Source organism: Rhodococcus wratislaviensis, assembly GCF_041228765.1.
Classification (GTDB): Bacteria; Actinomycetota; Actinomycetes; order Mycobacteriales; family Mycobacteriaceae; genus Rhodococcus_F; species Rhodococcus_F wratislaviensis.
Genome location: NZ_CP150488.1, coordinates 4,795,807 through 4,811,650 on the forward strand (window position 1 = coordinate 4,795,807; position 15,844 = coordinate 4,811,650).

The 15,844-nt window shown below is 66.4% G+C and carries 15 protein-coding genes; 4 read left to right on the forward strand and 11 right to left on the reverse strand.

The window, feature by feature from the left end:
- Positions 1 to 5: 5 nt before the first annotated feature.
- Positions 6 to 2,849, forward strand: a complete 2,844-nt coding sequence (locus tag WKC72_RS22210; RefSeq protein ID WP_370179199.1) for an FtsW/RodA/SpoVE family cell cycle protein — start codon at positions 6 to 8, stop codon at positions 2,847 to 2,849.
- Here WKC72_RS22210 and WKC72_RS22215 read toward each other — a convergent pair whose 3' ends face one another.
- From WKC72_RS22215 to WKC72_RS22230, 4 genes are all read right to left on the reverse strand, one after another.
- Complete coding sequence (locus WKC72_RS22215; RefSeq protein ID WP_370179202.1) at positions 2,850 to 3,839, reverse strand: rod shape-determining protein; 990 nt, start codon at positions 3,837 to 3,839, stop codon at positions 2,850 to 2,852.
- Positions 3,840 to 3,937: 98 nt separating this feature from the next.
- Positions 3,938 to 4,651: a TIGR02206 family membrane protein gene (locus tag WKC72_RS22220; protein WP_370179204.1), complete on the reverse strand. Its 714-nt coding sequence runs from the start codon at positions 4,649 to 4,651 to the stop codon at positions 3,938 to 3,940.
- 23 nt (positions 4,652 to 4,674) lie between these two features.
- Entirely contained in the window at positions 4,675 to 6,021 is a 1,347-nt protein-coding gene (locus WKC72_RS22225) for a permease prefix domain 1-containing protein (RefSeq protein WP_037233886.1), read from the reverse strand.
- Complete coding sequence (locus WKC72_RS22230; RefSeq protein ID WP_037233884.1) at positions 6,021 to 6,383, reverse strand: PadR family transcriptional regulator; 363 nt, start codon at positions 6,381 to 6,383, stop codon at positions 6,021 to 6,023. The genes WKC72_RS22225 and WKC72_RS22230 overlap by 1 nt, the downstream gene beginning before the upstream one ends.
- 130 nt (positions 6,384 to 6,513) lie before the next feature.
- On the opposite strand from WKC72_RS22230, the gene WKC72_RS22235 reads away from it, so the two are divergent.
- Positions 6,514 to 7,257: a Clp protease N-terminal domain-containing protein gene (locus tag WKC72_RS22235; protein ID WP_037233882.1), complete on the forward strand. Its 744-nt coding sequence runs from the start codon at positions 6,514 to 6,516 to the stop codon at positions 7,255 to 7,257.
- A gap of 31 nt (positions 7,258 to 7,288) precedes the next feature.
- Here the strand turns inward: WKC72_RS22235 and WKC72_RS22240 are convergent, their stop codons facing one another.
- Both WKC72_RS22240 and WKC72_RS22245 read right to left on the reverse strand, forming a co-directional pair.
- A complete protein-coding gene (locus tag WKC72_RS22240) occupies positions 7,289 to 8,185 on the reverse strand; it encodes an SDR family oxidoreductase (protein ID WP_370179208.1) in 897 nt (298 codons plus the stop codon).
- A gap of 110 nt (positions 8,186 to 8,295) precedes the next feature.
- Positions 8,296 to 9,219, reverse strand: a complete 924-nt coding sequence (locus tag WKC72_RS22245) for an AraC family transcriptional regulator N-terminal domain-containing protein (RefSeq protein WP_370179210.1) — start codon at positions 9,217 to 9,219, stop codon at positions 8,296 to 8,298.
- Between the two features lie 151 nt (positions 9,220 to 9,370).
- Between WKC72_RS22245 and WKC72_RS22250 the strand changes: the two genes are divergently transcribed.
- Both WKC72_RS22250 and WKC72_RS22255 read left to right on the forward strand, forming a co-directional pair.
- Entirely contained in the window at positions 9,371 to 10,453 is a 1,083-nt protein-coding gene (locus WKC72_RS22250) for an aldo/keto reductase (RefSeq protein WP_370179212.1), read from the forward strand.
- Positions 10,454 to 10,563: 110 nt separating this feature from the next.
- Positions 10,564 to 11,286, forward strand: coding sequence for an SDR family NAD(P)-dependent oxidoreductase (locus tag WKC72_RS22255; protein WP_037233872.1), 723 nt, complete (start codon positions 10,564 to 10,566; stop codon positions 11,284 to 11,286).
- A 226-nt stretch (positions 11,287 to 11,512) separates the two neighbouring features.
- Here the strand turns inward: WKC72_RS22255 and WKC72_RS22260 are convergent, their stop codons facing one another.
- The 5 genes from WKC72_RS22260 to WKC72_RS22280 form a co-directional block, all read right to left on the reverse strand.
- On the reverse strand, positions 11,513 to 12,028 hold the full coding sequence (locus tag WKC72_RS22260) for a putative immunity protein (protein WP_037234034.1): 516 nt from the start codon (positions 12,026 to 12,028) through the stop codon (positions 11,513 to 11,515).
- A 113-nt stretch (positions 12,029 to 12,141) separates the two neighbouring features.
- Positions 12,142 to 12,720 carry a dihydrofolate reductase family protein gene (locus WKC72_RS22265; RefSeq protein ID WP_112298834.1) on the reverse strand — a complete coding sequence of 193 codons (579 nt, stop codon included), beginning with the start codon at positions 12,718 to 12,720 and terminating at the stop codon, positions 12,142 to 12,144.
- Positions 12,721 to 13,109: 389 nt separating this feature from the next.
- Complete coding sequence (locus tag WKC72_RS22270) at positions 13,110 to 13,628, reverse strand: hypothetical protein (RefSeq protein WP_037233869.1); 519 nt, start codon at positions 13,626 to 13,628, stop codon at positions 13,110 to 13,112.
- Positions 13,612 to 14,385 (reverse strand): ParA family protein, encoded by a 774-nt coding sequence (locus tag WKC72_RS22275; RefSeq protein WP_037233866.1) that lies wholly within the window; start codon positions 14,383 to 14,385, stop codon positions 13,612 to 13,614. The genes WKC72_RS22270 and WKC72_RS22275 overlap by 17 nt, the downstream gene beginning before the upstream one ends.
- 439 nt (positions 14,386 to 14,824) lie before the next feature.
- On the reverse strand, positions 14,825 to 15,643 hold the full coding sequence (locus tag WKC72_RS22280) for a hypothetical protein (RefSeq protein WP_370179219.1): 819 nt from the start codon (positions 15,641 to 15,643) through the stop codon (positions 14,825 to 14,827).
- Positions 15,644 to 15,844 lie beyond the last annotated feature (201 nt).

Genomic DNA, 15,844 nt, shown 5'->3' on the forward strand with positions numbered 1-15,844 from the left:
GTGGGATGCACGACGGCAAGCACGACGACAAGCACGAATCCGACCCGTGGATCGTCGGTGCGGCGATCGTTCTCGTCGTGCTCGGCCTTCTGAATTTGCTGTCGACAGGGAAGACGGCAGATGCTGTTCGCCACACGCTCTTCGCCGTTGCCGGTCTCGGCATCATGTATGTGGTGTCCCGCCTGCGGATGAGTGATCTCCGCGCCTTCGGCTGGGCGGTGTTCACCGTGGCGACCGTGTTACTGGCGGTCGTGCCGCTCGCGGGGGTCGCGACCAAGGGTGCTCAACGTTGGCTGGACTTCGGCGTATTCACCGTCCAGCCGTCCGAACTGGCCAAGCTCGCTCTGGTTCTCGTGCCCGCGAGCATGCTCGCCGTGGGGTTCACCCTGGCACGATTCGTCGCGACCCTCGTGATCGCGGGCGTGCCCATCGCACTCGTCGCACTCCAACCCGACCTGTCGACTGCCGTCGTCCTCGTTGCGACGGCGGGATTCATGCTCATCCTCGCCCGGGTCCCGCTGCTGCCTCTGGTTCCGCTGTTCGTGCTGGGTATCGCGTCGCTTCCGCTGGCCGTGCTCTTCCTCCGTCCCTACCAGCTCGAACGGGTGCACGTGTTCCTGTCGAGCAACGCCGATCCCGCCGGCGCGGGATGGGCCGAGTTGCAGGCGAACATCGCGATCGGTAGTGGTGGGCTGTGGGGTCTGGCGCGTGACCCGCTGTACGACGTGCGGGCCGAGTATCTACCCGAATCGGAGCACGATCTCGCGTTCGCCAGCCTCGTGTACGGGTGGGGTCTGATCGCCGGCCTGGCCGTCGTGGTGGCGACCTCGGTCATCGTGTGGCGGGCAGCCCTCGCCGCGCGAACGGCACGGACCCGGGAGGCTGCGCTCGTCGCGGCCGGGATCGGCGGACTGTTCGGGATCCACGCGCTGGTGTCGATCGGTCAGAGTCTGTCGCTGCTGCCCCACACCGGGATGCCGATTCCCCTCTTCAGCTACGGGGGTACGGCCGCCATCGTCGGATTCGCCGCCATCGGACTGATACTCGCGGTGCGCAGAGACGGCGTCGCGCGACCCCTGTGGGCCCCGGATCCCCGACGGCGGCGCCGACCGCGCGGAATGTCGGCGGGCACCCTGACGATGACCGCGGCACTCGTCGCGATGTCGATGTTCGCCTGGCAGTTGCAACACGACCGGGGTGCTGAATTTCGGGCGATGAGCGACCAGCAGATGATGCGGTGCATCCGCCTGCCCGCAGAGCGCGGGCTGATCCTCGACCGCAACGGTGTTCCTCTTGCGGTCAATGTCGCCGAGTATGCGGTGGCGGTGGTCGCTCGGATGTTCGAGGAGAACGACGACGACGCCCGCAACCGGCTCGCCGCGCTGCTCGGCACGTCCCCCGGCGGGTTGGCGGACCTGATCGACGCCGGTGGCGAGGGGGAGTCTCAGGTGGCCGTGGGCAGAGTCGCACCCGACCAGGCTCGGCGCATCGTGGATGCGCGACTTCCCGGTGTGCTCGTGGTGCCGTCCGGTCGCAGGCAGTATCCGTATGGTGCCGTGCTCGCTTCCGTCCTCGGCCACGTCGGGGTCGCCGACGCCGACGACATGGAACGCTGGCCGCATCTGGCGCTCGGGTCACGGGTCGGCAAGGCGGGACTCGAGAAGCAGTACGACGCTCTGCTCCGCGGCAGCGACGGCAAACAGTGCATCTACGTCGATCCATCCGGGCGTCCGGTGGCCACCGGCGAACGCGTGGACCCGGTGCGGGGCCACGATCTGCGCTTGCACCTCGACATCGGTGTCCAGAACCTGGCCACCGACGCGCTCGTGGAGGCGATGCGAACCAGCAAGGGCGACCTCGGTGCCGCCGTCGTGATGGACGCGCGGACCGGAGCCGTGCTGGCCCTCGCCAGCGTCCCGGGGGCCGACAACAACGTCTACGGACCTCCGGCCGACCTCGTCGCCCTCGCGGCGCAGAGCCAGACCCCGGGGCCGAGCCCGTTGGTCAACAACGCCACCCAGACCGCGGTCCCGCCCGGTTCCACCTTCAAGATCGTCGTCGCGGCGGCGAATACCCGATACCCGGTTCTGTCGCCCGACACGGTGATCGACACGGGCGCGGCCTACACCTACGGTGGCCACACCTTCCGGAACTGGCAACCGATGGGCCCGCACAATCTGCTCCAGGCGATTCAGTGGTCCGACAACGTCTACTTCTACAAACTCGGTGAACTCCTGGGCCCGGAGAAGATGGCGGACGTCGCGGGGCAACTCGGCGTCGGCCGTCGCTCCGGGATCGATCTGCCCGGCGAGGCCGAGGGATTTCTCGGCACCCCGGAGAACGTCGGAAGCATCGGGGCCACCTGGTATCCCGGGTCGACCCTGTTGATGGGTATCGGGCAGGGCACCGTCAGCGCGACCCCGATCCAGGTTGCGCGCTGGACGTCGGGCATCGCCACGGGTGCGATGGTGACGCCTCAGCTCGCGGCCGCATACGGGTCGGAACTGACCCCCATCCCGACAGCGGAGCCGCAGCGCCTACCGTTCGCGGACCTGCTCGGTCCCGTCCGGGCAGGCATGCGGGCGTCCGCGTCGGCCGGGACCGCCGGGCAACTCGCGGACCTCCCCGTACCGGCCGGCGCGAAGACCGGCACGGCGGAGGACCCGTCGGCGCCCGGGGAAGGACTCAACGCCTGGTTCTCTGCGGTCGCGCCGTTCGACGCCCCCCAGATCCAGGTGTCGGTGTTGATCCGCGGCGGTGGCTTCGGGTCGGCGACAGCGGGCCCCGTGGTCAAGAAACTCCTCGAACACTACTTCCCGCGACCGTCCGCGCCGCCGCCGAATCGGTGATCAGGCGCTGTAGGCGGCAACCACCTCAGGGTGCACCAGACACGCCGTAGCGCCCTCGGCGACGCAGGTGAGTGGGCGCTCGGCCGTTTTCACCGGGAACCCGAAGGACTCCTCGAGCAGCTGGGACAGACCACGCAGCATCGCCCCGCCGCCGATGACGAGGAGCCCTTCCGACATCACGTCGCCGATCGCCTGGGGAGGAAGGTCCTCGAGACACTCGGTCAGTGTCTGGACGATTCCGGTTGTGGTCGGACGCAACGCATCCACGATCTCCGCGGTCTCGAGTGTGACGAATCGCGCCCGGCCGGTGACTGCGTCGCGGCCCTCCACGACGAGTGACTGCCCTTCGTCGGTGTCCGGTGCGCCGAGCTTCGCCCGCTCGGCGGTGAGTTCGCCGACCACGATCTTGTGCTCCGACCGCAAGTACTGGTACAGCGCGTTGGTCAGTTCGTCTCCCGCGAGTCGGCAACTGCGGTGGGAGAGAATGCCACCGAAACAGATGGCGGTGATTTCCGAAGTGCCGCCACCGATGTCGACGACGAGGTGGGCCCGTGGTTCGAGCGGGTTGATCCCGCAGCCGAGGGCACCCGCGACCGGCTCCGGCACCAACCCCACTTTCCGCAGGCCCGCCTCGTGTCCGACCTCGAGCAGTGCCCGACGCTCGAGCGGGGTTGCGCCCGCAGGGACCGAGATGACGGCCTTGGGACGCAGACCGTATCGCCTGGCCGAGGAGACCCGTTTGACGACGGCCGTGACGAATGCCCGCGCCGACTCCAGGTCCACGATCACCCCGTCACGCAACGGTCGAACCGGCGTGATTCCGATAGGAGTGCGGCCGACGAGACTTCGCGCCTCCGTGCCGATCGCGAGAGCACGATGCGGATCCTTCGTTCGAACGAGCATGAAGGACGGCTCGTTCAGTACGATGCCGTCGTCGGGAGTTCCGACGACAGTGTTGGCAGTTCCGAGATCGATACCAAGTCCACCCACGTCGGCCTCCAGAGGGATTCCAGCGAGATGGATCTGATGTTACGCAGCGGCAGCGTCATTCGGAAGATAACGCGCGACACCAAAGACGCCGGACAACGTCAGGACGGCAGAGGGCCTTCGTCGGTGCGTCGTCGTGCCCGCTCCCACGGCCAGGTCATCAGCGCCCACACGACGAGAATCAGCATTGTCGCGGTCACTAGGTACACCGGCCAGGGACCCAGCACGTCCAGGAGGGTCGCGGTGGCGGGCTTTCTGTTGAGGAAGCCGTAGTTGGTTCCGGCGATGCTGTTGAACGTGAAGGTAGCTGCCGCCCACACGACCGTGACCAGGACCGTGAACCGGTAGCTGCGCCACCGGGGCCGCATCCTTCGTCCCCACGTCAGATAGATGGCCGCCCAGACCACGAGCAGATGAATCGCCCAGAACGCGAGGAACTGGTAATGGGGAAAGTCCGGGCCGGTCAGAACAGGCGAGATCAACGCCTGGGTGCTCAGCACGAGTCCCCAGTAGTACGTGAGTGCGTAGGCCCACTGCGCCCGGGACCACAGCGCACAGGCCGCCGCCACGGTCGCGAGATCGGTGAGGCGCAGCGGTACCGAGTCGGCGATCGTGGGCGGAATCGAGAAATGAACCAGCGTCGCGCCGTATATCGCGGCCGTCAGCACCGCAAGGACGCGGCCCAGGCGTCGGGCCTGCGATTCGGTCTGCCTTCGTCCGAGCCAGACCAGAATCGCGGCCCCCACGACGAACAGCACGATCATGGCCCAATAGGACGGTCCGTACGCCGTGAATTCCCTTTGCGAGGAGAACACTCTCGTTCAGCTCCGCACTGTCGTCACACGAAGTCGAAAACCGGTGGGAGAACGCCGACCATCAACGCCGCCCACACGCCGAAGACCGGGAGGTAGCGGGTCTGCCAGCGTTCGGTGGAGCTGAATCCGCGGCGGCCGCGAAGGAACCCGACGATGAGATGAGCCGACCACGCCAGGTTGACGAGGAGGACCAGATTCATTCCGAGCGCCGCCACCTTGTTCGGGGTGAAGCCGAATTCCGCGATTCGCGTGAGCATGGCGAACAGCATCAGCAGATCGACCGCGAGGGCACTGACGACGAGGACGAGTTGGAGGCGGTCGAACAGGTCGGGCGGCAGGTAGGGGTCACGGGCTGAGATCGCGTACAACAGCAATCCGAGGACGACGACGAGGATGAGATCCATCAGGATCAACAGATTTCGGTCGACGTCGACGACGCTGCCGGTCGTCGCGAATGCCGTCAGCAGCACCAGCAGCATGAGAGTCGTCAGGGGGGTGAACACGCGGGTGAGGACTGGGGCGATGTTCTCGACCACATTCTGCTTCGCCTCCACGAGCCATGCGGCGACGATGACCGCGCCTGCCGCCCCGAACGGCAGCACCCAGTCCTCGATGAACCACTCGACACTCAGGCCGAGTGCGTCGAACGCACCGATCGTCAGGCCGATGAGGACGCCGCCGCCGAGGGCGAGGAGGGTCAGGTAGACCACCCATTCGCCGGTGAAACGGATGAAGTCCATTCGCCGCCGATCCGATCGCCACTGACCCCCGACGTACGCGAGGCCGACGGCGAACCACAGCGCGATCGGTGCGTGGATCGCCGCGATCACCTCGGTGGAACCGTTCGACGCGAACGGGAAGACGTTCAGAAGTACCGCCGCCAGAACGAACGGCACCAGTAGTACCGCGGCGAGGCGGGGCGTCACCTGACGCTTCCAGGCGAAGTACGCGGCGAGGAACGGGAGAACGAAGAGGCTGAGGTTGCGCGCGAGGTCCTGCTCGTCGAGCGTCGCGACGCCGGCCTTGACCGACAGTGCCGCGCCGACGGCGAGCCCGAGAACGACGAACAGCTCACGCGTGGGGCGAGTGCCATCGCCATCCGACGCGGCGGGCATCAGGACGAGTTGCTTCCACAGCCGATCGGAGTGCTCGCGTGCGAACTCGCGGGAGATGTCGTCGACGTTGCCCATGCGTTTGACCGCGACCAGGAATGCCTCGTCGGCCTTCAGCCCGGCGGCGGACAGGTCCGAAATTTGATCGCGTAGATGGTCTTCCATCTCGTCGGTGTCGGCGGCGGATATCGCGTGACGGCGTTCGACGTAGCCCCGCCACTGACCGATCTGCGATTCCAGCTCCTTGTCGGTATCCATCACGTCCATCCTTCGGCGGAGGCGGGGGGCAGCTGGACGGAGCGCCACACCTGGCTCAGAGCGTCCGCGACGACGTCCCATTGGGCGCGCCGCTCCGCGAGCATCTCCCGGCCGGCAGCGGTGATCGTGTAGTGCTTGCGTCTGCGCCCGCTGTCGGAGGCTCCCCACGACGCCGACACGTATTCCAACCTTTCCAGACGATGCAGAAGGGGGTACAACATTCCGTCGGTCCACTGAATCCGTCCGCCGGACAGGTCGTTGACTCGCTTCAAGATTGCATACCCGTAAGACTCGCCTTCCGCGAGAATTCCGAGCACGAGGGGAGTGGCCGAGGCCGCCACCAGATCTTTCTCAATATGCATAGAACCCCTATCCCTAGATCTGCTAGTCATCAAAGTAACAGATCCGGTCGAGGGTCGGTGGGCTGCCGGCGGAAGCCGCAAGCGACAACCTGGGGTTGACGCTATTGGATCGTCAACCTAGAGTTGACGCATGGAGAATTCGGACCGCACGACCCCACCCATCCGGCTCGACGAGCTCATCGATGCGATCAAGAAGGTGCACGCAGAAGCCCCGCTCGAGCAACTCACCGACGCGGTTCTCGCTGCGGAACACCTCGGTGAACTGGCCGACCATCTCATCGGTCACTTCGTCGACCAGGCTCGCCGCTCGGGGGCATCGTGGACCGAAATCGGCAAGAGCATGGGCGTCACGAAGCAGGCCGCGCAGAAGCGGTTCGTCCCCAAGGACCCCGGGCAAGCCTCCGACCTCGATCCGAATCAGGGATTCAGTCGGTTCACTCCGCGCGCACGACAGGTCGTGGTGATCGCTCAGAACGAGGCCAGGGCCGCTCGCAACGCCGAGATCCTGCCCCAGCATCTCGTCCTCGGACTCCTGACCGACCCCGAAGGGCTCGGCGCCCGGGCGATCGCCGCGCAGGGGGTGGAACTGGATTCGGTCCGGCACGCCGCAACCGCGACGCTGCCCCCCGCGGTCGAGGAGGTGCCCGCACTCATCCCCTTCGACACTCAGTCACGCAAGGCGCTCGAACTGACATTCCGTGAGGCGCTTCGTCTGGGGCACAACTACATCGGCACCGAGCACATCCTGCTGGCCCTGCTCGAGGTCGAGGACGGGGTCGGTGTGCTCACCGGACTGGGTGTGGACAAAGTTGCCGCCGAGGAGAACATCGCCGCAAACCTCGCCGCCATTGTCGCCGCCCGCGAAAAGGAATGACCTCGCAGGATCTCCGTCACCCGTGCAGTGCTCAGGTGAACGGCGTCCCGCCGGTCACGCCGAGCACTTCTCCGGTGACGTAGCTGGATTCGTTCGATGCGAGGAATACGTACGCGGGTGCCAGTTCGGCCGGCCGGCCGGGCCTGCCCAGAGGCACGTCGTCCCCGAATTGCCGATAACCGTCGGCGGGCATTGTCGCGGGGATCAGCGGCGTCCAGATCGGCCCCGGTGCAACGGCATTGACCCGGATTCCCCGTTTCGCCACATCAGCCGCCAGTCCTTTGGTGAAGTCGATTATGCCCGCCTTCGTGGTGGCGTAGTCGAGGAGCCCGGGAGACGGATTCATGCCCTGGATCGACGAGGTGTTCACGATCGTCGATCCAGGTTCCATGACGGCGACGGACTTCTTGCACAACCAGAACAGCGCGTAGAGGTTCGTCCGCAGGACACGGTCGAACTGCTCGGTGGTGATGTCGGCGATACCACCGGTCTGCACCATCTGAAAGGCGGCGTTGTTCACGAGGATGTCGAGACCGCCGAGTTCACGGACCGTCAGGTCGACCAGGGTCTGACAGTGGTCCTCCGACGTGATGTCGCCGGTCGCGACGACGCCTCGCCGGCCGGCTTCTTGCACCAGTCGCACCGTCTCCCGCGCATCCGACTCCTCGGCGTTCAGGCAACTGACGACGACATCGGCGCCCTCGCGAGCAAACGCGACCGCCACCGCTCGTCCGATGCCCGAATCCGCGCCGGTGATCAGGGCACGGCGGCCCTCGAGGCGACCGCTTCCCCGATAGGACCTCTCGCCGTGGTCCGGGGCGGTCACCATGTCGGGGGTCAGTCCCGGGTGCAGTAGCTCCGGTTGATGTTCGCGATCGGGAGCGGGGTACTGCGTAGTGGGATCCTGCCGGGTGTACTGGTCGGCCATTCTCGTGCCCTTCTTCGTCTTCGGTCGAATCAACGAGCAGGACTGATGGATTCGTCGAATCTGTGATGCGCTTCCGTTACGCTTACCCCCTCGAGAGCACACGGAAACCGTCAGGGCAGGGGACCGGTGTGCGACAGTGTGGTGTTTGTGCGTAGGTCTTGGGCGTCCTTGCCCGGGGAGGCGCCGAACAGGCGACGGTATTCGCGATTGAACTGTGAGGGGCTGTCGTAGCCGACGAGATGCCCTACTCCCGCGACGTCACCGGGATGGGCGACCAGCATCGAGCGGGCTTGTTGCAATCGAATGCGTTTCTGAAACTGCAAGGGGCTCATGGCCGTGACGGCTCGAAAGTGCCGGTGAAACGCCGACGCACTCATGCTGGACAACCGTGCGAGGTCGTCGATCCTCATCGGCTCGGCGTAGTTGTCGCGGATCCAGTGGATCGCCCGGCTGACATGCGACAGATCGCTGTCGGCCATCCCGATCTGGCGCGTCGCGCTCCCGTGTGGGCCGGTGAGCAGCCGCCAGAGGATCTCCTGCTCGATCAGCGGGGCGAGCACGGGCGCGTCCGCCGGATGATCGAGCAGTCGCAGCATCCGGGCCGCGGCGTCGAGTAGATCGTCATCTGCGTCGCCGGTCTCGATCGCCTGCGGGCCGGCGGTGCCACGGGACCACCGTTCGGTGGGGGCCTGCAACACCAGTGCGGCGATGGCGGCCGGGCGCAGCACCAGTCCCATGGCCAACGACGGGGCGCCGTCGCCGATGTCGAGGTACTGACCGGTGACAGGCAAGTTGGCGGTGACGACGAGGCATTGCCCTGCCCGGTACTCGAACACCCGGTCGCCGAGCAGGAGTCGCTTACCGCCTTGGGTCATGATCACCAGCAGTGGCTCGGTCAGCGAATACTCCGGCGCCGCCGACTCGGCCGTCACTTTCGACAACAACAGCCCATCGATCGGCGTCTGCAGATCCGGCCGGGCATGCACCGTGATGCTGCCGCGGATCTCGTCCAGCAGGTCGGGAGAGTTACGCACAACTCACGAAAGCATCCGCGTCGCTGTCCGGCAACCCGATCGTCGCGACATCGGCAGGATCGTGCAATGCCCAGCGCCGATCGATCTACCACCGGTACCGCAGTTCGCGTTTCGATGGACGTGCACATTCCGACAAGCAAGGGAGCAGATCATGCGACTCGACCAGTACGTCACACTCGGCCGCTCGGGACTGCGGGTCAGCCCGTTCGCCCTCGGTGCGATGACCTTCGGCGAGGATGCCGGCGGCGCGGGGTGCAGCGCCGAGGAATCCGAGAAGATCCTCGCCACCTACCTCGACCTCGGCGGAAACTTCATCGACACCGCCAACTTCTACACGAACGGCCACTCGGAGAAGATCCTCGGCGACTTCTTCGCCGCCCATCGCGGTCTGCGCGAGCGCGTGGTGCTGGCATCGAAGTTCTTCGCGAACCTCTATCCCGGCGACCCGAACGGCGGCGGTGCGGGCCGCGCGGCCATCATCGCCCAACTCAACGAGACGCTCCGGCGCCTGCGCACCGACTACGTCGACGTGTACTGGCTGCACAACTGGGACCGCCACACCCCGATCGAGGAAACCCTGCGCACCCTCGACGACCTGGTTCGCGCCGGCAAGATCCGCTACATCGGGATCTCCAACAACCCGGCGTGGGTGACCGCGCAGGCCCAGACCACAGCGCTGTTGCGAGGATGGGCCCCGCTCATTGCGCTACAGGTCGAGTACTCATTGCTGGCCCGCACCGTCGAGGGCGAACTCGCGCCCCTCGCACTCGATCAGGGCATGGCTCTGGTCCCCTGGAGCCCACTGAAGAACGGATTTCTGTCCGGCAAGTATCGCCGCGGCACCGAGGTCACCGACTCCGCGCGCACCGCCTTCGTCGGCGGTCCCACCGACGCCGAGTTCGTCGTCATCGACGCCGTCGCCGCAATCGCCGACGACCTCGCGACCACCTCGGCTGCTGTCGCACTGGCCTGGCTGCGCGCGCGATCCGGGACAGTCGTTCCCATCCTCGGCGCCAGGCGAGTCGAACACCTCACGGACAACATAGCCGGGCTGGAGGTGACGCTCAGCCCCGAACACCTCCGCGCGCTCGACGACGTCTCGGCGCCGACGTTGAACTACCCGGCGCCGATGCACGGCGAGCAGCGGGCGATGCTCCAGTTCGCGGGCACCACCGTGGACGGGGAATCGTCCACCGTGTATCCACCACTGCTGCAGAGCGACGTCCGCTACTGATGGGCCGACGCTCAGCACCTACCTGCAGCACCGATGAAGTCCGGAATCTCGCGCGGTCCTACCTTGCGCGGTCCTACGCTGGTACGCGAGCGACGGAAGGCGGATGAGTAATGCTGCTGCAGAACCGCACCACGATCGTCCACGGTGGAAGTGGCGCCGTCGGCTCCGCGGTCGCACGGGCGTATGCGCGGGAAGGCGCTGAGGTGCACCTCACCGGACGCACGCGAGCCACACTCGAGGACGTCGCCCACCGCATCAGGGACGAGGGCGGGACTGCGCACGTCGCTGTTCTCGACGCGGTGGACCGGACCGCGGTTGAACGACATGCCGCGGCGGTGGCGGACCGGAGCGGCGGCATCGACGTCTGCTTCAACGCCACCTTCAACGACGACATCCAAGGCACGCCGCTCGTCGACATGCAGGTCGGTGACGTCATGCAGCCGGTCGCCAAGGCGGTCACGTCGAGCTTCACCGTGGCGACGGCCGCTGCGCGCCACATGGTGGGACGCGGCACCGGCGTCATCCTCGTCATGGCCGGCGGACGGGAGGCGATTCCGAACCTCGGTGGCTCCCACGTCGCGTGGGCCGCACTCGCCGGCCTGTGCCGGCAGCTCGCCGTCGAGCTCGGTCCGCGGGGTGTCCGTGTCGCCTGGCTGCTGTCGCCGGGCTCCCCGAAACCGGGCGAGCCCGACCCGGACGCCACCCGTCTGCTGCTGCCGCGTCGCCCGAGCTACGCCGATGTCGCGAACGCTGCCGTCTTCGCCGCCTCCGACTGGGCCTCGACGATGACCGCGACCGAGATCAACCTCACCGGGGGCGCTGTCGTCGACTGACGCGGGCTGGAGGATGTACGAACGCTCACAGCCACACTCGTCTCGAGGAAACCTGGCGGGGTCGGTCACCACCGAACCCGTGAGTATCGACAGGGAAGTGATGTGAGTCCGGTGGCGCGCGTCGCTGAGGACGGTACCTGGAAGATCACCCGTAGCTGGGCCTGCCCGGTCACCGGCGCCTCGAGCCATCCCCCGGAGGACAGGATTGCGGACGGCGCTGGCGCCCTCAGCAGTCGAACACTGACCAGCAGATGTCGTTCCGCAATCGCTGGTCGTCGAGTACGAGCTCGCGAATCGCTTCAGGGAGCTGGTCACGCTGCCACCGGCATTCACGTCGTCCTGCCGCCTCGCCCTCACCCTTCGGCGCGGCAGCACGCGCGGCTTTGATCGCATAGGCGGCAGCACCGAGCTCATGCGCTGCAACGTGCGCGACGGCTCCCGCCTGCCCCGCAGCGTATGCAGCGTGCCGTGCTGCACCACTCAGGTCCCTGGCCGCGCCCATCGCATGGCCGCCCGCCGCGCGGGCCTGCATCATCTTGACCTCCCCGCGCACCCAAGCGCGGGCGTGCTCGATCGCCTGACGCGGTCGTGGGTCGTCAGGCCGAGTCGACTCGAACAGGTGTAGGACGCGCTCCGCGCACGATGCTGCCCACAGGGCCAGAAGCTGGTGATCCGAGTCGGTGAGGGTCCCACCGCGGCGGAGGGTGACGAAGCGAGGGTCTCGGACCTTCGGGAGGATCATGGCTAGAAGTTCTATCACTTGCATCCACCACAACACCCAATCGCGGCATGCCGGTCAGAGGGAACTTTCCAGGTCAGGTCGGCTGCTTGACGGGGTGGGGTGCATGGACGGACTCAGACATGCAGGGTGGGCTGGTAGACGAGCTCTTGGATGTTGCCGTCGAGTGTCCGGCTCTCGATCAGCTCGAGGTCGAAGTCGGCCGCACCCTGGAAGATCGGGTCATCACCGGTCTGACCGGTGATCACAGGGAAGAGCGTCACCTGCAGGCGGTCGACCAGGCCGGCGGCCATCAGCGCCCGGTTCATCGACAGGCTGCCGTGCGAGCGCAACGGCACCTCGGACTCCTGCTTGAGCCGGGCGACGACGTCGACGGCGTCACCGCTCACGACGGTCGCGTCCGGCCAGTCGAGAGGTCCCTGCAGGGTGGTCGACACGACCGTTGCCGGCAGGCTCCTCATCCGGGTGACCCATGGGTCGCGCACCGACTCCTCGGTGCTCGAGGCCAGCAGCTGCGTGAACGTCCGATAGGTGTTGGCCCCGAAGACCATCCGCTGCTCCGTCTCGTACAAGGCAAGGCGGTGGTCGAGCAACTCGGGGCCTTGCTTGCCCCAGTAGCCACCCCAGTCGCCGCCGCTGATGCCGCCGTAGCCGTCGAGGCTGGAAAAGACGTCGAAGGTGTAAGTGGCGGTCATGATGCTCTCCTCGGGTGCGGTTGATCGGGTCTGTGGATACAGACAGGAAAGCTCGGCGAAACTCATCGCCGTTCGACTCCTGGCGTCCGGCCGCCCCGGACGCGGCCCAGAACTCGAACACAGCAAAGCGTGGTCGGCAACACGGCAGGCAGGGAAAGGGGTGGCCCGCCGGTCCACAGGTCGTGACTATTCCTCCTTCGTGGATCCTCGCCCTTGTGGTGTCGGCCCTCCCCGGAATCGTCGTGCTCTGGTGTCCGAGGGCTCGAAGGGCGGGCCGCTGTACCTGGTGACGGCTCTACCGATCGGCCCACGCGACGAGGGGTTTCACTGATCCGAGGCGACGTATGAGCCGGTCGGTCTCCATGTCATTGTGGCTGCTCCTGGGCGGGCTAATTGACGCGTGGTCGCCGGACGAGTTCGGCGTTGCGCGGCGGGAAAGGCTCGCCATTGTTGTATTTGCGTTCGAGAACGGCGAGGTAGTGGGCCAGGGCTTCGTCGACGAGGTCGGACCAACTGTTGGGGGCACCGGCGATGTGGCCGATGGCCGCGACGGCATTCTTGCCGTTCTCGACCTTGGCGCGGTTGATGCAGACGGATTCCTGCTTCTTGTCTGCGGGGACCCGTGTGGTGGTCTTCTTTTCCTCGCCGAGGCCCACCGGCCCCGGTTGGGGTTCGGCGACGGTGGCTGCTTCTCGAGCGACGTCCACGCACTGTTCGACGAGGTTCGGCAGTCGTGGCTTGCGGCGTTCGAGGGGGTTGCTGGCGAGTCCGGGTTTACGTGTCACGCTCGTGAGGAGGTCCTTGCGACGGGTTCTCGAGTACGTCCCGTCCTGGTGGGCGCCTGTGCGGGCCTGGTGGCGGCGTTCGAGGGGGTTGTTGGCGAGTCCGGGTTTACGTGTCGCGCTCATCAGAGGTCCTTTCGACGAGTTCTTGGGCGGCGTCGCGGTAGGCGCGGGCCGCGGAGGAGGACGGTGCCCACCTGACGACGGGTTCTTCGGCGCTGTAGCTTTCGCTGACACGGACGGACTTCGGGATGATGGTGCGCATCGTCTGGTCGGGGTAGGTCTCGCGGAGCGCGGCGAGGACCTGCTGGTCGATGACCTGGCCGAGTTCGACGCGGCCGCACAGGATGTGATTGAGCCGTGCAGTGGGGTTGAGCAGTTCGACCTGCTGAGTGATGTAATTCTCGATCCGCATAAGCGCTTCGAGTTCCATGGCTCCCGTCATGACAGCGGCGAGCACTTCGGTGCAGGCGACGAGTGCGCTGATCGTCAGGTGGTCGAAGTCGCCGGGGCAGTCGAGGAGATTGAAGTCGACTTCGGGGGCGCTGGCGAGGGTTTTGCGCAGGATGCCGTGTGCACCGGGCTTCTTGAGGAAGTAGGGACCGACGGAATCGAGTTCCTTGGTGGCAGGAACGAGGTGGATCCCGGACGCGGTGATGGTGGTGGCTTCTTCGATGCTCGCCACCAGCATGAGTACCGACAGGACATCGTTGTCGACGGCTTCGGGTGTGGCGCCGAGCCAGGTGGTGGCGTTGCATTGTGGGTCGAGGTCGACGACGCGGACGGTGTAGCCGGCTTCGACGAGGGCTTGGGCGAGGTTGACCGCGCTCGTGGTTTTGGTGGAGCCGCCTTTATGGTTGACCACTGCGATGGTGCGGGTCATGTGGGCCTGTCCCTTCGTGTAAATATAATGACGTAGCTCAAGATACTTAACTTGGTCGAGGCACGCGGATGACCCGCCGATAGAGGTACAACGCCGAGGACCGGATCATCACAAGGTCGAGCCGTGTGCCGGAGCGATCGGTGTCCAGCTACCGATGTGTTCGAACGCCCGAGCTCCTGACCGAGACAGAGATTCCCGCCGCTTGCGTTGAGCGGTTCACGCTGTGCGTGCCGCTGGTGGCAGTTCCGAAGTGTGCGGAAAACGCAAGGTGCAGCGGTGTCGCCGAGGTATGTACCGTCGCTTCGGCCGCAGTGCCGACCTGGGCGCCTGCCTCGTCGAGCAGCACTACTCGGCCTTCGCGCACCGTCATCGGAGCACTGTACTTCTCGAGCGACTCCGCCGCGTCCGGTCCGAATCCGGCCGGCAGCGAGGCCGACCCCTATTTTGCCGGCAATATCCGCCGAACCGCGCGAATCGTGGCGGCGGGGGTCGCCGGATGCCAAACCTCGCAATCAGCGTAGGACCAGGCGTACGTCGGACTACCGTCACAAATGCAGTCGAGTAGCCCCGGCTCGTCGAGTTTTTCGGCTGACCATTCGTACAATCGCTGCAGTCGCGGCCCGATCAGGCCGTAATCCAGCATCTCGCCGACGTTGTGCTCAGCGGCGACATATGCCGCGACGTCGTCCCCGAGGGGATATCGGTCGGGGAGGACCCGAGAAAGGGACAGGAAGATCCCGGTCATCGAGAGACGGGGATCTCCCAGAAGAGGACCGGCAGGCGCGAGCGGCCCGAGCGCCAGTCGCGGCGCCGCGACCAAGGCATGGGCATAGAGAACACGGAGCAGTACGACGTTGAGAAAGAAGCGCTCCGGACGGCTCTCGGTGCAGGCAAGGTCGCGATGGTCCAGGTAGGCGGAGGCGATGCTCGCATTGTGGGCGCGGTACCACGTGCGTGCGGTCGGATCGGCGACGAACCGCATCCACAGATCGACCGTGTGCGAGGACGGCGTCCCTCCCATTCCGCCGCTCCGGGCAACAGCCTCGCAGCCGTCGCGGATCAGCCGCTCGTTGACCGCTCGCCACCACGGACTTCCGGGCGGCATTGCACCGAGCGGCGCCAGCACGCCGCGGCGAATCTGCCAGCGCATGAACGACAAAGCCGCCCGACGGAACGGCAGGTGCCGGGGTGCGCTGCCGATCGGACCGTGATAGGTACGGGCGATGAGCTCGTGACGGGCTGCAGGATCGTCACGCACGGCATGGACCTGACTCAGCGCCCACTCTGCGGCGGAAGGTCGAGAACTCACGCTCCCTATTGTCGGACCCACGGGCTCGGGGCGGAAGTGTGCGATTTCTACTCGGCTACCTCGCCAGTTGGCCGGCGATCGGTCGCCGACACAGGGAGGGGTGCCGTCATACCACCCCAGGGTGGCTGTCTCGCGCCGCGGCTCACGCCG